A 17993-nucleotide genomic window follows, 5' to 3' on the forward strand; every position below is an offset into this window, starting at 1 on the left:
CCTGGAGGCGTGGCGGACCGAAGTACTCAAATGCATTCGAAAGGTAAGCGACATGAGCGATGCTCTGACACTTCCGGCCGAGGCGCGCGAACGGGCTGGCAAGGGAGCCTCCCGTGCACTGCGTCGTGAAGGCCGCGTCCCCGCCGTGATCTATGGCGGCAAGGAAGAACCCACCCTGATTCACGTTGAGGCCAAGGCGCTGGTAAAGCAGCTCGACACCGGCCACTTCATGAACTCGATCGTCGAAATCGAACTCGGCGGCAAGAAGGTCAAGACGCTCCCCAAGGACGTGTCGCTTCACCCGGTCACCGACCGTCCCGAGCACGTCGATTTCTTCCGTCTCGCCAAGGGCGGCAAGATCGAAGTTTCGGTCCCCGTGGTCTTCGCGAACGAAGAAGCTTCGCCGGGCCTCAAGAAGGGCGGCGTTCTCAACGTTGTCCGTCACGAACTGGAACTGGTCTGCGAAAACGACAAGATCCCGGGCGAAATCGAAATCGACGTCACCGGCAAGGAAGTCGGCGATTCGATCCACATCAGCGAAGTCACGCTGCCTGAAGGTTCGGAAAGCGCGATCACCGACCGCGACTTCACCATCGCCACCCTCGTTGCTCCGTCGGCTCTGAAGAAGTCGGAAACCGAAGGCGAAGACGAAGACCAGACCGGCGAAGACATGGAAGCTGGCGAAACCGCCGCTACCGAGCAGGGTCCGGACGCCGACGCTGCCGAGGAACAGGAAGACAAGAGCGAGTAATCGCTTCTCTTTCCGATCCGGAAAAATCGAAACGCCGGGCTTCACATCGAAGTCCGGCGTTTTCGTTTATGCAGATGATGCGATAGGCTGGCCGGCGAACAAGGAGCCAAGCCCATGCCATCGATCAACCGTCGCACTCTTCTTGCAGGTGCCGCCGCCACCGGTGCCCTCGCCGCCGCTGCAGCGCGCGCCCAAGGTGAAACCGTGAGCGAGACGCCCGACCTGTCCGGCCAGGCCATCCTTATAACCGGCTGCTCGAGCGGGTTCGGCCGCCTCAGCGCCATCCATTTCGCAGAGCTCGGCGCAAAGGTCTTCGCGACCATGCGCAACCTGCCGCGAGCCGAAGGTGACGAACTGCGCCAGATCGCCTCGGAAAAGGGCCTCGACCTCCATGTCATCGAACTCGACGTGCTCGATGACGCCATGGTCCTTGCTGCGGTTGCCAAAGCGGAGCGCATCAATGGTGGCCCCATGGACGTGCTGGTCAACAACGCGGGCATCGGGATTACCGGCCCGGTCGAAGTGCAGGACATGGAGGCGACGAAGCTCGCCTTCGATACAAATGTTTTCGGCTATCACCGGCTGGTCCGCGCGGTTCTGCCCGGGATGCGCTCGCGCAAGAGCGGCCATATCTTCAGCATCTCCAGCCAGCTTGGCCGGGTTATCATCCCATTCGGCGGGCATTATTCCGCGACCAAGTTTGCCGTCGAAGCGATGGGCGAACAGCTCGCTTACGAACTGGTGCCGCACAATATCGAGGTGACCGTGATCGAACCGGGCGGCTATCCCACAAAGGTCTGGGTCAATCGCAATCGCTATTCCGGGGACCTCGCTGCCCGGGCGGACGCGCGGCATACGGACGGGTATCCGCAGGTAGTTGCCCGCATGGGCGAGGAAGACGGTTCCGGAAGGTCCGCCGATCCGATGGATATCCCCCGCGTGATGGCAAAAATCCTTGGTATGCCGCCAGGAACGCGGCCCGTCCGCCAGCCCGTCAGCGGAGGAAGCATCCCGCAGACCGCTATCAACGAGATCAGCGCGAAGACACAGGTCGACTGGCTCGGCGGCTCGCCCTTCCTCGGCCCCCTGGTGAAGGCCGTGCACGACTGACGCTGCGACTTGCCCTGACGCGCGCAGGCTTTATGGCCCTCGCCCATGCAGATCTGGACTGGCCTAGGAAATCCCGGACCCAAATACGCCCTTCACCGGCACAATATCGGGTTCATGGTATGCGATGTGATCGCGGAAATGCACGGTTTCGGACCGGTGCAGAAGAAGTTCTCCGGCTGGGTGCAGGAAGGCCGCATCGGGACCGAAAAGGTCCTGCTGCTGAAACCTGCGACCTATATGAATGAAAGCGGGCGCTCGGTCGGTGAGGCGCTGAGGTTCTACAAGCTTGGCGTTGAAGACCTGACCGTCTTCCACGACGAGCTCGACCTGGCGCCCTTCAAGATCAAGGTCCGCCGTGGTGGAGGCCTCGCCGGGCACAACGGCCTGCGCTCCATCAACCAGCATCTCGGCCCCGATTTCCGCCGCGTGCGAATCGGTATCGGCCATCCCGGCAGCAAGGATCGGGTGACCGGTCACGTGCTGGGCAATTATGCGAAAGCGGAAATGGACGATCTGACCGACATGCTGGGCGCTATTTCCGCTGAGGCCGACTGGCTCGCGAAGGGCGATGACGCCCGATTCATGAGCGAAATCGCGCTTCGTCAGCAGGGGGGCTGACAGCTCCCGGGACGAAACGTGTCTCCAAATGAAACAGCGTTTTTATACCGTTTCACGAAATGCAATTTTGATGACAGGGCCGACGAACTTGGCTAAAGGCAGGTTTACCTTTCGGTGGGGACGGTTTGATGAATACGCGTAATCTTGTGTTTTCGGCAGTTGCAGGTCTCGGCCTCCTCGCCTCGACTCCCGCAGCGGCAGAACCGATCCTGCTCGACGCAAACGAAGTCGGCGAAAGCTTCACCATCGATTTCGACGGTTTCGTGAACGGTGATGTTACCGTGCCCGGCCTGAGCTCGCAGCTCATCCTCACGCTTACTTCGATCGTCGGCAACGTCTACAATTTCGACTATTCGATGACCAACACGAGCGACACCGGCTCGGGCGTCGATGCCCGCGTGTCCAGCTTCGCCTTCAATACCGATCCGCAGATCAGCGGCGCAACCAGCACCGGCACCTACAACTTCACCAACACCGACAGCAATTATCCGAACCAGATCGGCACTGTCGATGTCTGCTTCCAGGCCGCGAAGACCGGCTCCTGCGCAGGTAACAGGGGCGGCGTCTTCGGTGGCGAGACCGGCACCGGCACGCTCGCGCTTTCGTTCGACAGCGCGCTCAGCAGCCTCACTCTCGACGACTTCTTCGTCCGCTATCAGTCGGTATCCGGCGCTGGCGACATCACTTCTGCCAGCGGCCGGCAGGTCACGACCAGCACCAGCTCGGGCAATGAAGTTCCCGAACCGAACATGATGCTGCTCTTCGGCCTTGCTGCACTGATGATTTTCGCCGGCACGCGCCGCCGCCGCGAAGCGAAGCCGGCGCTTGCGACTGTCACTTACAGCTAAACCAGTTCATTGAGGGTAAGCGGCACGCCAACTCCGGTTGGTGTGCCGTTTGCTTTTGGGCCCTCCCGATCAGGGTTTGCGCGCTGCCGCAAGCCGCCTTGCAATGCGTGCATTGTCCGGCTCCAACGCCGCGGCCTTCTCCAGCATCGAGACCCCGCGCTCGCGCGAGCCTGTCTCGACCAGCAAGGTTCCGGCCGTATCGAGGATTGACGCATTCTCTGGCGATGCTTTGACGGCTTCCAGCGCCAGTTTGAGCGCTTCCTCCTTCTTGCCCAGTCGAGACTTCGCATAGGCGAGATTGTTCAGCACCATGGCATTGCGCGCTCTGCCGCGATCGAGGATCGCTTCGTAACTCGCCTCCGCACTTTCCCACTGCCGGTTGCGCAAGGCCTGGTCTGCCTTTGCAAGTTCACCGCCTACCCATTGAGGCGTAATCTCTCCTGCGCGGCTACGATATTCGGCGGCCTTCGGGCTACCGAGGGCCTTGGCCGCTTCCGACGCGAGTGAGAGTTCTTCGGCGCGCGCATCGGGCCGGATGGCCACGAACTCGATCGTATCGAGCGCCTCTCTCGCATTACCCGACGCCAGGTGCGCGCGCGCGACCAGCATGCGCAGCTCACGCTGGGACTGGTTCGCATTCAGCATCGGCTGCAGCAAGGCGAGAGCCTGCACCGGATATCCGAGCTCCAGTTGCGCCTCACCGTAAGCCAGTCTCAACCCGGGACTTTCATCCATTTCCGGCTCGTACCGCTGCAGAATGTCGCGCACTTGTGCCCAATCCCCGTCACGAGCGGCCAGCTTGGCGCGCAACAATTCGATCGATCGGTTCTCGGGGGCTTCCTTCGCCAATTCCCCGACGAGCGGCTTCGCAGACTGGAAATCCTCCATCTCGACAAGGACCTGTGCCTTGCCGAGCCGCGCCTCGAAGTTTGCCGGGTGCAGGCCGAGGGCCTTCTCATACGAGCGCAGTGCTGCGGGCAGCTTGCTTCGGGATCGCGACACAAGCGCGCTCGCCAGGTACGCATCGATCGATGTATCCTCAGCCCTCAAGGCCTTTGCGGCAAGGTTGGCCGCCCTTTCCTTGTCGCCGCGTGCCAGTTCGAATCGTGAGTATGAGGCAAGCAGTCGCGCATCCGGCGTACTGCGGCTTTCACCGGTGGCGAATGCTTCGGCAGCGGCGTCGATGTCTCCGGCGGCTAGCAGTGACAGCGCCCTGATCCGGTCCGCTCCGGCCAGATCGAGGCCTTCGACTGCGTTCGTGGCCTCTTCGTAGCGACCGCGCAGGATTTCCGCTTCGCCGCGCAGGATAGCGTGTTCCGGCCGATCATCCCCGAGCGCGGACAGCCGATCCAGCGACACTACGGCGCCCTCCCCATCGCCAAGGGCAATCTGGGTCTGCGCCAGCATGGCGAGCATATCGCCATTCTCCGGGCGTTCCCGCAGGCCGGCGATCAGCGCCACACGCGCTGTGCGGTAGTCATGCTGGGCAAATGCCTCCTGCCCGCGGGCAAAGCTGCTTTCCGGATCGGGCGAGCAGGCTGCCAGCGAGGCGGCAATGGCAAGAAGAGACAGTACGGACTTCGATCTGGTCATTCTTCGCGCTTACCAAACAAGGTTAAACCGATCGTGAAGCTGGCAATCGAGTGACCTCACGGCTAAGGGCAGCGGCATATCACTATTTCCGGAGTTTTCGATGGGTTTCCGTTGCGGGATCGTCGGCCTGCCCAATGTAGGCAAGTCTACCCTTTTCAATGCACTGACCGAAACGCAGGCCGCTCAGGCTGCGAACTATCCGTTCTGCACGATCGAACCGAATGTCGGCCAGGTCGCAGTCCCGGACGAGCGGCTCGACAAGATCGCCGCCATCGCGGGTTCGGCCAAGATCATCCCGACGCAGCTTGCGTTCGTGGATATCGCCGGCCTCGTGAAAGGCGCCAGCAAGGGCGAAGGCCTCGGCAACCAGTTCCTCGGCAACATCCGCGAAGTCGATGCGGTCGTACACGTCCTGCGCTGCTTCGAAGACGACGACATCCAGCACGTCGCCAACAAGGTCGATCCGATCGCCGATGCCGAAGTGGTCGAAACCGAACTCATGCTGGCCGATCTCGAAAGCCTCGAAAAGCGCGTCCCCAATGCGGAAAAGCGCGCCACCGCAGGCGACAAGGAAGCCAAGCTGATCGCTAACGTGCTCGGCCAGGCCCTGGCCCTGCTGCGCGACGGCAAGCCTGCACGCCTGACCGAACCCAAGGACGAGGAAGAAGCCCGCGTCTTCGAACAGGCGCAGCTCCTGACCGCCAAGCCCGTCCTTTACGTCTGCAATGTCGGTGAAGAGGACGCCGCCAAGGGCAACGATCTGTCCGCGCTGGTATTCGCCAAGGCCGAAGCGGAGGGCGCGCAAGCCGTGGTGGTTTCCGCCGCCATCGAAAGCGAACTGGTGGCGATGGACCCCGAAGATCGCGCCGAATACCTCGCCGAACTGGGTCTTGAGGAAAGCGGGCTCAGCCGCGTTATCCGTGCCGGATACCGACTGCTGGGTCTCAACACCTTCTTCACCGCTGGCCCCAAGGAAGCACGCGCCTGGACCTTCCCCGAAGGTGCCAAGGCTCCGCAGGCTGCGGGCGAGATCCATACCGATTTCGAGAAGGGCTTCATTCGCGCCGAAACCATTGCCTATGACGATTACGTCGCGCTCAATGGCGAAAGCGGTGCCCGCGAGGCAGGCAAGCTGCGTCAGGAGGGCAAGGAATACCTGGTTCAGGACGGCGATGTCATGCTGTTCAAGTTCAACGTCTGATACCGGAGTACCCGGAATGAAGCGCTCGCTGCCGACCTCCCTCGCCCTTGCCATCCTCCCGCTCGCGGCAGGCTGCGCACAGCAGGTCGAAACCATCGCCTCCGCTCCGGTGGCTGTCGCGGAGCAGCGCGAGCGCATGACGATACTCGTGTCGATCGACGGGTTTCATCCCGACTATCTGGACCGCGGACTGACCCCCACCCTGTCCGCGCTTGCAGCGGGCGGTGTCACCGCTTCGATGCGTCCGTCCTTCCCGACCAAGACTTTCCCGAACCACTGGACGCTGGTGACCGGCCTCGTTCCCGATCATCACGGGATCACGGCCAACCGAATGGAAGATCAGGGTCGCCCTGAAGAGCCCTTCACCATGGCGACGGTCGATCCCTATTGGTGGAACGAGGCCAAGCCGGTCTGGGTCGAGGCGGAAGAAGCCGGCATTCGCAGCGCGGCCATGTTCTGGCCGGGCTCTGCCGTTCCATGGGGCGGCACGGCGCAAGGATGGGGCCCGGTCTCCGACGGCGTTTTGCCGAGCGACTGGCAGCAATTCTCGATGCAGATATCGAACACCCAGCGCGTGAACGCAGTGCTCGACTGGGCGAGGCGCCCTGCCGATATCCGCCCCGAATTCGTGACACTATATTTCGATACGGTCGACACCGCCGGACATGATGGCGGCCCCGACAGCGAAGAAGTGAACGCGGCGCTGCGCGACGTGGACAGTCACATCGCCCGCCTGACGGCCGAATTGCGCAAGCTCGGACAGCCGGCCGATCTCGTCATCGTTTCGGATCACGGCATGGCGGCGACCAGTTCCGAACGCGTCATCGCGCTCGACGAGGTACTCGACGAAAGCCTCTACCGCCTCGTCGAAGCAGGCGCATACGCGACTTTCGAACCGACCACAGGCAATAAAGAAGCACTGGTAAAGGCGCTGGTAGATACCGATCACGCCAACATGGAATGCTGGGAGAAGAGCGCCATCCCGGCAAAGTACCAGTACGGAACGCACGGCCGCATTCCGCCGATCTTCTGCCTGCCGGACACGGGATGGACAATCACTCGCTCGCGCCCGAACAATGCATGGACAGGCGGGAACCACGGCTTCGACATGTACGCGCCGGAAATGGCCGCGCTGTTTATCGCCAACGGGCCCTCCTTCCCCGCGGGCCGCGAACTCGCCAGCTTCCAGAACACCAGTATCGCGCCGCTACTGCGCCATCTGGTCGGACTACCGCAGGCCGATCGCGCGGATGGTACGCTGGAACCGTTCGTGCCGATTCTACCACAAGCTAATTAAGCGCAGCTACGGAACGCATCGCCCCCTCCTGCCGTTAGGCATGCAAAACACAGGGAGCTTTGCGCGTGGTAGACAAGTCCGAGAAATTCAACTGGTTGGTGCGCGTCGGCTATTTCAGCCGCGCAATCCTGTATTTTGTCCTGGGACTGATCGCTCTCACGAGCTCCAGCAAGATCGCGGAAGGCACGAACGGCATTTTCCGCGCGATCGAAGAATATCCCGCCGGGACCGTTATCCTCTGGATCATGGTCATCGGACTGATCGCCTACGCCCTCTTCCGCTTCTGCTCGCTGCTCTTCGATATCGAGAACAATGGCTCCGACGCCAAGGGCTGGGGCAAGCGCATCGGACATGCCGGTAGCGGCGTAGCCCACCTTGCGCTGGCGTACTCGGCTTACAAGTTCGCAAGTAGCGAAGGCTCGGGCGGCGGATCCGACAGTGGCGGAGCGCAGGAAGCCGCCTCGGGCGTGCTGTCCTTCGAACTCGGCGGTTTCGTGCTCGGTGCACTTGGCATCGCACTCTTCATCGCAGCGGTGCACCAGGCGAAGAAAGGTCTTACCGGTAGCTTCATGAACCGTATCAGCGCACAGGCCCCCGATGCCACGCGCTGGCTCGGCGGAGCAGGCTTCCTTGCCCGTGCGGTCGTCTATCTTGTGATCGGCTGGTCGCTGATCCAGGCCGGCTTCATGTCGGGCGGTGCAGAGCAGATCAAGACGCTCGGCGACGCGGTGGCCAGCCTTGCCGGCGAAGGTTTCGTCTTCACCCTCACCGCGATCGGCCTGATGCTGTTCGGGCTCTTCAGCCTGATCCTTGCCCGCTATCGCATCATCCCGGAACTCGATTCCAGCGCAGGAGTGCCGAAGTTCAGGGCCTGACTTGAAACATACCCCTAGGGGGTATATTTGCCAGCTATGACCAAGACGGCGAAATTATATCGGATGGTGATGGACAAGCATGTCTGTCCCTACGGCATCAAGTCGAAATACCTGCTCGAAAGCGAAGGGTATGAGGTGGGGGACCACCACCTCACCACCCGCGAAGAGACCGACGCATTCAAGGCTGAGCACGGGGTCCAGACGACCCCGCAGACCTTCATCGATGGAAAACGGATAGGCGGTCATGAGGACCTGCGCCGTTTCTTCAATCGCAAGGTCAAGGACAAGGCCGAGACGAGCTACCAGCCCGTGATTGCAGTCTTTGCAGTCGCTGCGGGTCTCGCTTTCGCGCTCAGCATGTTCGTCTACGGATCGCCCGTCACCGTGCGCGGTGCCGAATGGTTCGTCGCATTCTCGATGGCGATGCTGGCCATGCTCAAGCTGCAGGATGTCGAGCAGTTTTCGAGCATGTTCGTCGGGTACGACCTGCTCGGACGGCGTTGGGTGCCCTACGCATATGCCTACCCATTCCTGGAAGCGCTGACCGCGATCCTCATGGCCGGGCGACTTCTCCCGGCGCTGTCGGTCCCGATTGCCCTTTTCATCGGCACGGTCGGTGCGGTGAGCGTGTTTTATGCGGTCTACATCCAGAAGCGCGAGATCAAATGCGCCTGCGTCGGCGGCAGCGGTAACGTACCTCTCGGCTTCGTTTCGCTCACCGAAAACCTCGCCATGGTGGGCATGGGCATTTGGATGTTGCTTCGCGCCGCCCTGTGATCCAGAGATTGCGGCATGAAATTCTACGAAGACATCCAGGTCGGCGACCGGCGCGAATTCGGCCATTACGAAGTCACCCGCGAAGAAGTCACCGACTTCGCCCGCAAGTACGATCCGCAGCCGTTCCATCTCGATGACGATGCGGCCGCGGCAACGCATTTCGGGCGGCTTTCGGCCAGCGGCTGGCACACCTGCAGCATGACGATGGCCATGATGGTCGAGAACATGAAGACCGAGAAATCGGCCGGTCTCGGCTCTCCCGGCGTCGACCAGCTGCGCTGGAAGAAGCCGGTCTATCCGGGCGACACATTGCGCTGCGAGACCGAGATTATCGAGAAACGCCGCAGTGCGTCACGTCCCGAGATGGGGATCTTCCAAAGCCGAATTCGCACCTTCAACCAGGATGGCGATATGGTTCTGGAGATGGTGTCCAACGCCCTGATCGCGACCCGCGAGCCCGGCGGATCAGACTAGATCACGCCCCGCACTGCGTTGTGCCGCTCTCGCGGTAGACCACGCGGTCCTGCGCATCCCTGATGGTGAGTACGGATGGGTAGTCGATCGTCTCGTCACCCGACTGCTTCCCGGCGTCCTCGTCGATCTCGATCCGCATGGAATAGGCCAACCCGCTGTATTTCTCGCGGGCGAGATAAGGCAGTTCCCTGCTACCGGCATCCGCGGCCATGCGGATGATTTCGTTTTCCCGTTTGAAGTAACCGGCGTCGGACTGGGCCACGGCAATGGCAATCCCGCCCGCGCTGCCCGAGTTCGGCAGGACATTGCACCCAGCACCGAACATGTCGGCGTTTTCGACGTCCGCGAAGGTGAGCACACCAGGGGCAAGCTCTTCGGGCGGCGGCTCCTGGTTCGCCTCCACCTCCGCAACGGCGCGGGCATCAGCCGCCGCCTTTTCTTCCGGCGTCGGGCCGCAGGCTGCAAGCGCCAGTGGCGCAATCGCGATAATCCAGCGCATCAATGCCTCCCGAACAGTTTCTCGACGTCTTCCATGGAAAGCTTAACCCACGTGGGGCGTCCATGGTTGCATTGTCCCGAACGCGGCGTGCGTTCCATTTCGCGCAGGAGCGAGTTCATTTCGTCCACCCGCAGCGTTCGCCCTGCCCTGACCGACCCGTGGCACGCCATCGTCGCCAGCACGAGGTCGAGTTTCTCGCCAAGCAGCAGCGCTTCACCGTTCAGCGCCAGATCGTCGTCGATATCGCGCAAAAGCTTTTCCGGATCGGTCCGGGCGATGGCGTGCGGCAGGCTGCGAACCAGCATGGCGGACGGCCCGAACCGTTCGATGGTGAGGCCATGGGATGCCAGCGCATCGGCCGCGCTTTCAAGGCGGTCACAGGACACCTCGTCCAGTTCGACCACTTCGGGGATGAGCAGCGCCTGGCTGCGCGCGACGGCCTCTTCAGCCCCGGCGGCCTTGAGCCTTTCAAGCACCAGCCTTTCATGCGCAGCGTGCTGGTCGACGAGCACGAGCCCGTCCTTCGCCTCCGCCACGATGTACGTTTTGGCCACCTGTCCGCGCGCAATACCGAGGGGAAAGTCCTGCTCCTGAGCGCTGACCGGAGCCGCTTCCTCCGCCCTGCCTCGCGGTGCCGCCATGATATCCGCCTCGGCGCCCCGCCATGCAGCGTTCGCTTCGGAAACGCGCGATTGCGGTGCCGACCAGTCGCGTCCTTCGAAGATCGAGCGTAGCGCGGGCGACGGCTCGTCGCGTACCGGCTCCTGCTGCCAGCGCGACATTGCACCCGCATCGGGCGATTGCGCGCTGCGCTTGTCGCCGGTCGCCAGAGCCTGGCGCAGGCCGGAGACGATAAATCCGCGCACCGCCTGCGCATCGCGAAAGCGTACTTCGGTCTTGGCCGGGTGGACGTTCACATCCACATCCTCCGCCGGAAGATCGAGGAACAGCGCGAGCACCGCATGACGGTCGCGCGCGAGCATATCGGCATAGGCACCGCGTACCGCGCCTGTCAGCAAGCGGTCCTTCACCGGCCTGCCGTTTACGAAGAGGTACTGATGGTCCGCGATGCCGCGGTTGTAGGTCGGCAGGCCCGCGATGCCGGTGAGGCGCATGGTCCCCCGGTCGAGGTCGATGGCGACGCCATTGTCCTTCAATTCGCGCGCGATGACCTGCGCAACGCGGTTGGCCAGCCCCTCGCCTCCTTGCAGCCCGAGGATACGGCGGTCCCCGTGATCGAGCGTAATCGCCACGTCGGGGCGCGCCATGGCGAGGCGGCGCACGACGTCGAGGCAGGCCGCATATTCACTGCGCGTGGTGCGCAGGAATTTTCGCCGTGCCGGGATTTTCGCAAACAGGTTCTCGACCCTGACGCGCGTGCCTGGCGGAAGCGCAGCGGGCCCTTCCGAAACGACTGCCCCGTGGTCCACCACGCGCTTCCAGCCCTGTTCTGCGCCCGACGGGCGGCTTTCCAGGCTGAAGCGTGCCACGCTGGCTATGCTCGGCAAGGCCTCTCCGCGAAAGCCGAGAGTGGCGACCTGCTCGATCGCCTCGTCGGGCAATTTGGACGTCGCGTGCCGCTCCAGCGCGAGCGCCATTTCGTCGGGCGTCATGCCGCAACCGTCGTCCGTTACTTCGAGGCTGGTCAAACCGCCCTCGACCAGCTTGACCGCGATCCGCGTCGCCCCTGCGTCGATAGCATTTTCGACCAGTTCCTTGAGTGCGGAAGATGGCCGTTCGACCACCTCGCCAGCGGCGATGCGATTGACCAGATTGTCGGGCAGGCGGCGGATTGTTGGCATGGAAATCCCAACCTAGCGACGAATCGCCGGAAATCCGAGACGGCACGTGTGGGTAATCCACGCCAAAGGCTCGGAAATTTTTGGCATTCGGAGCGTAATATCGCTAAGGAGCCCGCACCATTTCCCCCCGGAACAGGTGCGAGCGGCCCCGACCGCCCCTCGCCTCTTCAAATTCTAACGGAAAATCGCGTCAAAATGGGCTTCTGGAACAACATCTTCAAATTCGGCGTGCAGAACATGGCGATCGACCTCGGCACCGCCAATACGCTGGTCTACGTCCAGGATCAGGGCATTGTCCTGAACGAGCCGAGCGTGGTCGCGCTGGAAACCATCAACGGCATGAAGCGCGTGAAGGCCGTTGGCGACGACGCGAAGATGATGATGGGCAAGACGCCCGATTCCATCGAAGCCATCCGCCCGCTGCGCGACGGCGTGATCGCCGACCTCGACGTTGCCGAAGAGATGATCAAGCACTTCATCCGCAAGGTGAACGGCCGCAAGAGCCTGATGCGCTATCCGGAAATCACGATCTGTGTGCCCTCGGGCTCGACCTCGGTCGAACGCCGCGCGATCCGCGATGCGGCATCGAATGCCGGCGCATCGCAGGTCTACCTCATCCTCGAACCGATGGCGGCCGCTATCGGTGCCGATATGCCGGTCACCGAACCGGTCGGTAGCATGGTCGTCGACATCGGCGGCGGTACGACGGAAGTCGCGGTCCTCTCGCTGCGCGGCCTTGCTTACACCACCTCGGTCCGCACCGGCGGCGACAAGATGGACGAAGCTATCGTGTCCTACGTCCGACGACACCACAACCTGCTGATCGGCGATTCCACGGCAGAGCGTATCAAGAAGGATTACGGCATCGCCCGCGCCCCCGAAGACGGCATCGGCGAACAGATCACGATCAAGGGCCGCGATCTTGTGAACGGCGTGCCGAAGGAAATCACGATCAACCAGGGCCACATTGCAGAAGCGCTCAACGAACCGATCGGCGCTATCGTCGAAGGCGTGCGTATCGCACTCGAGAATACCGCTCCCGAACTGGCAGCCGACATCGTCGACCAGGGCATCGTTCTGACCGGCGGCGGCGCGCTTATCCAGGGCCTCGACGAATACCTTCGCGACGAAACCGGCCTGCCGGTAACCATCGCCGAAGATCCGCTTTCCTGCGTGGCCATCGGCACCGGCCGCGCAATGGAGGACCCGATCTATCGCGGCGTCCTGATGACGGCTTGAGAAAGGCTTAGGATATGGCGCCGAGCGGCACACGGCGCTCGAGCTATTCGCGGCGGGCGCAGTACAATCTTTTCACCGGCTACATTATCGCCGGGATCGGTGCCCTCATCGGCGCCGTATTGCTGGGCCTGTCGTTCTTCCAGCCCAGCTTTTTCGGCGGACCGCGCTCGGCGGCGCAGGACGCGGTCAGCCCGGCTAGCGAAACCGCGGCAACCGTGCGGACGAGCAGCAAGTCGCTGTGGGATTCCATCAGCGGTTACTATCGTGCCGGATCCAAGAATGCCGAGCTCAAGCGCGAGATGGAACTGGCCCGCATCCGGCTGGAAGAAGCGGAAGCGGTTCGCCAGGAAAACGTTCGCCTGAAAGGCTTGCTCGACCTGCAGGACCAGGAACGTACGCCCGTGGCAGTCGCCCGCCTGATCGGCTCGACCGCTTCGAGCACTCGCCGCTTCGCCTATGTCGGCGCAGGCGAGGATGACGGCGTGGAGGTGGGCATGCCCGTCCGTTCGCCGCGCGGCGTGGTCGGACGCATCCTCGAGACCGGCAGCGATTCTTCCCGCGTGCTCCTGCTGACAGACAGCGAAAGCGTATTGCCTGTGCGCCGCGCAGGGGACGAGGTCGTCGCCTTCGCAGAAGGTCGCGGTGACAGCCTTCTGCGGATCAAGCTCATCAACCTTGGTATCAATCCTCTCGAAGTTGGCGATCTGTTCGTCACCTCCGGCGCTGGCGGCTATTATCCTCCCGGCATCGCGGTCGCCATCGTGACCGAACTGACCGACGATGGCGGGGTCGCCCGCATCGTCAGCGATCCCGCGGCGACGGATTTCGTTGCCATCGAACCGATCTTCGAACCTGATGCAGCCAGCGGTGCGACGACTCCGGTCGAAGAGGAGTTGACCGACTGATGGAGCGGATGGAGCCGCGCGCCCGTAGCGATGCCTATGGCAGCCGCATAAATCGCTCGCATTCCCCCCTGCTCGCCAATGTGATCCCGTGGCTTTCGATCCTGCTGGGTTCGCTGCTGCCTGTCTTTGCGATTGCGGCCGCCCTTCCAATGGTCCCACCGCTCGGATTCCTGACCCTGTTGGCCTGGCGCCTTGTCCGGCCGGGCCTCCTGCCGGTGTGGGCCGGTTTTCCTCTCGGCCTCTTCGATGATCTCTTCAGCGGCCAGCCATTCGGCTTCGCAATCCTGCTGTGGTCGATGACCATGCTCGTGATCGAGTTCGTCGAGCTCCGCCTTCCCTGGAGGGCGTTCTGGCAGGACTGGTTCACAGCCGGTTTACTGGTCGTCATGTACCTCCTCGGCGGCTGGCTCCTGAGCGGTGCGACGCCGACCTTGCCGGCTCTTGTTGCCCTGATCCCGCAGTTGCTGATGTCCATCCTGATGTTCCCCATTGTCGCCCGCATCGTGGCCCGTCTCGACAGGCTGCGGCTGATGCGCTGGAAGCGGGTCTGATGGGCTTTTTCTCCCGCCGGAGCGGTATCAGCCGTCGCACGAAGGATCTGGTCAGCCAGACCACTCTCGAAAACGCGTTCGACCGCCGCACCTTCGTGATCGCTGCCGGAATGGGTGGCCTCGGCACGATCCTGGCGGCGCGCATGGCCTATATCGCCATCGCGGAGAACGAGCGCTGGGTCCTGGAATCCGAAAGCAACCGCGTAAACCTCTCGCTGATCCCGCCGCGCAGGGGCTGGATCCTCGATCGCAACGGCGCCCCGCTGGCATCGAACCGCGCGGATTTCCGGGTCGATGTGATCCCGGACCGGATGAACGATCCCGAAAAGACCATCGAGGAACTCGCCAAAATCCTCGATCTCGAAGCGACCACGATCGCCGATATCACCAAGCGGATTGATGATGCGCGCGGCTTCCAACCGATCGAGGTCGCGACCGGCCTCGACTACGATCAGTTCGCGGCCATCAGCGTTCGCCTTCCCGATTTGCCGGGCGTGGTTCCGCAGCGGGGTTTCTCCCGCTTTTACCCGACTGGCCCCAGCGTGGGGCATCTGATCGGATACGTGGGGCCTGCCTCTGCGGAGGAATACGAGGAAAATCCCGATCCCATCCTGATCACTCCCGGCTACAAGATCGGCAAGGATGCGCTTGAAAAGCAGTTCGAGCAGGATCTTCGCGGAGAACCGGGGGCGCGCCGTGTCGAGGTGACAGCCTCCGGCAGGATCGTGCGCGACCTCGAAACGCGCGAAGATATCCAGGGCGATCCGGTCCGCCTGACCATCGACGGTCCCTTGCAGGATTACGCCGCCCGTCGCATCGGACTGGAAAGCGGGTCCTGCGTGGTCATGGACTGCGAGACCGGCGATCTCCTGTGCATGGCATCCATGCCCAGTTTCGATCCTAACAGCTTCTCGGCAGGGATCGGCCGGGTCGAATATTCCATGCTTCGCGATGACGAACGGGTTCCCTTGCGCAACAAGGTTCTCAAGGGCCTTTACCCGCCGGGTTCCACTGTGAAACCAATGCATTGCATGGCGTTTCTCGACGCGGGCGTGAAGCCGGAAGAAGCCATCATGTGCAATGGCGGACGGCGTATCGGCAACCGTTTCTTTAACTGCTGGAGCAATCACGGCCGGGTCGACATGGCCAAGGCGATCTACCAGAGCTGCGACAGCTATTTCTACCACTTCGCCCAGCAGGTCGGTTTCGCGAAAGTCGCGGAATGGGCGAAAAAGATGGGTCTCGGCGAGGAATTCGACCTCCCGGTGACGAGCCAGTTCTACGGCACCGTCCCGTCGCCCGCCTGGAAAGAGCGCAAGTTCGAGCGCGAATGGCAGCCGTTCGACACGGTGAACTCCTCCATCGGACAGGGCTACTATCTCACCAATCCGCTGCAGCTGGCGGTGATGGCAGCTCGCTTGGCCACGGGCGACCGCGTCCTGCCTCGCCTGCGCCTGACCGATGACCAGCCGAAATTCGAACATTTCGCCTTCACCCCGGCGGAAATCGACTACGTCCGCCAGGCGATGAGCGATACGGTCAACGGCCCGGGTACGGCGGGACGCGCGCGCCTGCCGTTCGACGACATCCTGATGGCGGGCAAGACCGGTACGGCTCAGGTCGTGTCGCTAAGCGTATCCGACGGCCGGAGCGGGCCGTGGAAATACCGCGACCACGGCCTGTTCGTGTTCTTCGCACCCTTCGACAAACCGAAATATGCGGGTGCGGTCGTCATCGAACATGGCGGGGGATCGGGCGCCGCCTACCCGATCGCGCGCGATGTCATGACCTTCCTGTTCGATCCCGCGAAGGGAATGGAGGCGCTCCGCGCGCTGGAGGAGCAATGGGGAGGCACCGCGCAGGAGCGGCTCGATCGCAAATATCGCGCCTATGCAGCTGCCAACGGGGAAGCCGTGCCGCCCGTCCCCACACGCGACGAAGACATTTTCGACCAGGTCGAAGCGGAAGCGCGGGTTGCAGCGCGCCAGCCCGAACAGCTCGCCGAAGAAGCAATCCAGCCCCGCGTGGACACGCGCACTGCGCAAGAGGTGCGTGACGCCTCGCCGCCTCCGCAGGCCGCTCCTGCGCCTGCGCCTGCGCAAACTCCTTCTGCAACCGCCACCCCTGCCAGCGGTGCTGTGCCGGAATGAGCGGGATCGTCCCTGCCCCCGTAGCGCGCCAGCCCTGGCAGATGCTTTTCCCGCTGTTCGGCCTGATCGCCTTCGGCGCCCTCGTGCTAACCTCGGCGGCGGCTGGCGATTTTTCGCGCTATGCCGAATCCCACCTCGTCAGGTTCGGGATTTTCTTCGTAGCAGCGATCGTCATCTCGCGGTTTTCCAAGGACCTGGTGAAGTTCTTCGCATATCCGGGATATGTCGTCGTCCTGCTGTTGCTCATGGCCGTGGAGATCATGGGGACGCTGGGCGGAGGTAGCCAACGCTGGCTGGAAGTCGGACCCATACGCATCCAGCCCTCCGAACTGATGAAGCCGGCGGTCGTCGTGGCACTTGCCCGGTTCTACGAAAGCCTGCCTGTCGGGATGATCCCGACCTGGCGCGCGCTCATTCCGGCAGGTGCCATCATCGCCTTACCGATGGCGTTCGTCCTCTTGCAGCCCGATCTCGGCACCTCGCTCGCCATTGCATTTGGCGGGGGGCTCGTGATGCTGTTTGCCGGCTTGCCGCTCAGATGGTTCATAATGGCTGGCGCGGCGGGGCTGGCTGCGATCCCCCTTGCCTTTTTCTTCGCGCTCAAGCCCTACCAGCAGGATCGCGTAACGACATTTCTCGATCCCGAAAGCGACCCTCTTGGCGAGGGCTACCAGATTACCCAGTCGAAGATCGCGATCGGATCCGGCGGCCTGTTCGGCAAGGGTTTCAACGAGGGCTCGCAAAGCCACCTCAACTACCTGCCGGAACCGCATACGGACTTCGTTTTCGCGACGATGGCCGAAGAATGGGGCTTTGCCGGCGGCCTGTTCGTTATCGGCGCCTTTGCGATCATCCTAGGATGGGGCTTCAAAGTCGCGCGAAACAGTGCAGACCGCTTTGGCAAGCTGCTGGCGGCAGGCATGACCGCGACGATTTTCTTCTACGTCGCAATCAACCTGATGATGGTCATGGGGCTTGCCCCTGTCGTCGGGATCCCGCTTCCCTTCGTCAGTCATGGTGGCAGTTCCATGATGACGAACATGATCTGTATCGGCATCCTCATGATGGTTCACCGCTGGAACCTGAACGCGCCGAAACGCGGGTTGATGGCCTGATTGCGATTTAGGTCTTTTATTCCGAACGACACCCGCTATATGAGCGCCTCCCCCGAGTCGGGGGCCGCCCGCACCACCGGGCCGGAGCGCGGTCAAACCGTGAGAGTGGACGCATAGCTCAGTTGGTAGAGCAGCTGACTCTTAATCAGCGGGTCCTAGGTTCGAGCCCTAGTGCGTCCACCATTTCC

Annotated in this window: 17 protein-coding genes and 1 tRNA gene; 15 read left to right on the forward strand and 3 right to left on the reverse strand. The window is 62.6% G+C overall.

Going from position 1 to position 17993, the window contains the following annotated elements:
* The first annotated feature begins 52 nt into the window (after positions 1-52).
* The 4 genes from LCM24_RS00340 (at position 53) to LCM24_RS00355 (ending at position 3327) form a co-directional block, all read left to right on the forward strand.
* A complete protein-coding gene (locus LCM24_RS00340) occupies positions 53-751 on the forward strand; it encodes a 50S ribosomal protein L25/general stress protein Ctc (protein ID WP_224802275.1) in 699 nt (232 codons plus the stop codon).
* 114 nt (positions 752-865) lie between these two features.
* On the forward strand, positions 866-1861 hold the full coding sequence (locus tag LCM24_RS00345; protein ID WP_224802276.1) for an SDR family oxidoreductase: 996 nt from the start codon (positions 866-868) through the stop codon (positions 1859-1861).
* A gap of 45 nt (positions 1862-1906) precedes the next feature.
* Positions 1907-2479, forward strand: coding sequence for an aminoacyl-tRNA hydrolase (gene pth, locus LCM24_RS00350; protein WP_224802277.1), 573 nt, complete (start codon positions 1907-1909; stop codon positions 2477-2479).
* Positions 2480-2607: 128 nt separating this feature from the next.
* Positions 2608-3327 (forward strand): cistern family PEP-CTERM protein, encoded by a 720-nt coding sequence (locus LCM24_RS00355; protein ID WP_224802278.1) that lies wholly within the window; start codon positions 2608-2610, stop codon positions 3325-3327.
* Positions 3328-3396: 69 nt separating this feature from the next.
* On the opposite strand, the gene LCM24_RS00360 is transcribed toward LCM24_RS00355, so the two are convergent.
* A complete protein-coding gene (locus LCM24_RS00360; protein WP_224802279.1) occupies positions 3397-4920 on the reverse strand; it encodes a tetratricopeptide repeat protein in 1524 nt (507 codons plus the stop codon).
* 100 nt (positions 4921-5020) lie between these two features.
* Between LCM24_RS00360 and ychF the strand changes: the two genes are divergently transcribed.
* The 5 genes from ychF to LCM24_RS00385 all read left to right on the forward strand — a co-directional run bounded on the left by ychF (position 5021) and on the right by LCM24_RS00385 (position 9544).
* Positions 5021-6121 (forward strand): redox-regulated ATPase YchF, encoded by a 1101-nt coding sequence (gene ychF / locus LCM24_RS00365; RefSeq protein WP_224802280.1) that lies wholly within the window; start codon positions 5021-5023, stop codon positions 6119-6121.
* Between the two features lie 16 nt (positions 6122-6137).
* A complete protein-coding gene (locus LCM24_RS00370; protein WP_224802281.1) occupies positions 6138-7418 on the forward strand; it encodes an ectonucleotide pyrophosphatase/phosphodiesterase in 1281 nt (426 codons plus the stop codon).
* Between the two features lie 65 nt (positions 7419-7483).
* Positions 7484-8293, forward strand: a complete 810-nt coding sequence (locus tag LCM24_RS00375) for a DUF1206 domain-containing protein (protein ID WP_224802282.1) — start codon at positions 7484-7486, stop codon at positions 8291-8293.
* A 36-nt stretch (positions 8294-8329) separates the two neighbouring features.
* On the forward strand, positions 8330-9070 hold the full coding sequence (locus LCM24_RS00380; RefSeq protein WP_224802283.1) for a MauE/DoxX family redox-associated membrane protein: 741 nt from the start codon (positions 8330-8332) through the stop codon (positions 9068-9070).
* A gap of 15 nt (positions 9071-9085) precedes the next feature.
* The gene (locus tag LCM24_RS00385) at positions 9086-9544 is read left to right on the forward strand and encodes a MaoC family dehydratase (RefSeq protein WP_224802284.1); all 459 of its coding nucleotides are present in this window, start codon (positions 9086-9088) and stop codon (positions 9542-9544) included.
* A gap of 1 nt (position 9545) precedes the next feature.
* Here the strand turns inward: LCM24_RS00385 and LCM24_RS00390 are convergent, their stop codons facing one another.
* Both LCM24_RS00390 and mutL read right to left on the reverse strand, forming a co-directional pair.
* On the reverse strand, positions 9546-10043 hold the full coding sequence (locus LCM24_RS00390; protein ID WP_224802285.1) for a hypothetical protein: 498 nt from the start codon (positions 10041-10043) through the stop codon (positions 9546-9548).
* Positions 10043-11845 carry a DNA mismatch repair endonuclease MutL gene (gene mutL / locus LCM24_RS00395; RefSeq protein ID WP_224802286.1) on the reverse strand — a complete coding sequence of 601 codons (1803 nt, stop codon included), beginning with the start codon at positions 11843-11845 and terminating at the stop codon, positions 10043-10045. Before mutL ends, LCM24_RS00390 begins: the two co-directional genes overlap by 1 nt.
* Positions 11846-12040: 195 nt before the next feature.
* On the opposite strand from mutL, the gene LCM24_RS00400 reads away from it, so the two are divergent.
* The 6 genes from LCM24_RS00400 to LCM24_RS00425 all read left to right on the forward strand — a co-directional run bounded on the left by LCM24_RS00400 (position 12041) and on the right by LCM24_RS00425 (position 17988).
* Complete coding sequence (locus LCM24_RS00400) at positions 12041-13084, forward strand: rod shape-determining protein (RefSeq protein WP_090483000.1); 1044 nt, start codon at positions 12041-12043, stop codon at positions 13082-13084.
* A gap of 14 nt (positions 13085-13098) precedes the next feature.
* Positions 13099-13989 (forward strand): rod shape-determining protein MreC, encoded by an 891-nt coding sequence (gene mreC / locus LCM24_RS00405; RefSeq protein WP_224802287.1) that lies wholly within the window; start codon positions 13099-13101, stop codon positions 13987-13989.
* Positions 13989-14540: a rod shape-determining protein MreD gene (locus tag LCM24_RS00410; RefSeq protein ID WP_224802288.1), complete on the forward strand. Its 552-nt coding sequence runs from the start codon at positions 13989-13991 to the stop codon at positions 14538-14540. The genes mreC and LCM24_RS00410 overlap by 1 nt, the downstream gene beginning before the upstream one ends.
* The gene (gene mrdA / locus LCM24_RS00415; protein WP_224802289.1) at positions 14540-16690 is read left to right on the forward strand and encodes a penicillin-binding protein 2; all 2151 of its coding nucleotides are present in this window, start codon (positions 14540-14542) and stop codon (positions 16688-16690) included. Before LCM24_RS00410 ends, mrdA begins: the two co-directional genes overlap by 1 nt.
* Complete coding sequence (rodA, locus tag LCM24_RS00420; RefSeq protein WP_090482992.1) at positions 16687-17805, forward strand: rod shape-determining protein RodA; 1119 nt, start codon at positions 16687-16689, stop codon at positions 17803-17805. Before mrdA ends, rodA begins: the two co-directional genes overlap by 4 nt.
* 107 nt (positions 17806-17912) lie before the next feature.
* A tRNA-Lys gene (locus LCM24_RS00425) sits at positions 17913-17988 on the forward strand.
* The last annotated feature ends 5 nt before the right edge of the window (positions 17989-17993 follow it).

Origin of the sequence: Qipengyuania aquimaris (assembly GCF_020171965.1) — a bacterium.
Taxonomy (GTDB): Bacteria; Pseudomonadota; Alphaproteobacteria; order Sphingomonadales; family Sphingomonadaceae; genus Qipengyuania; species Qipengyuania aquimaris_A.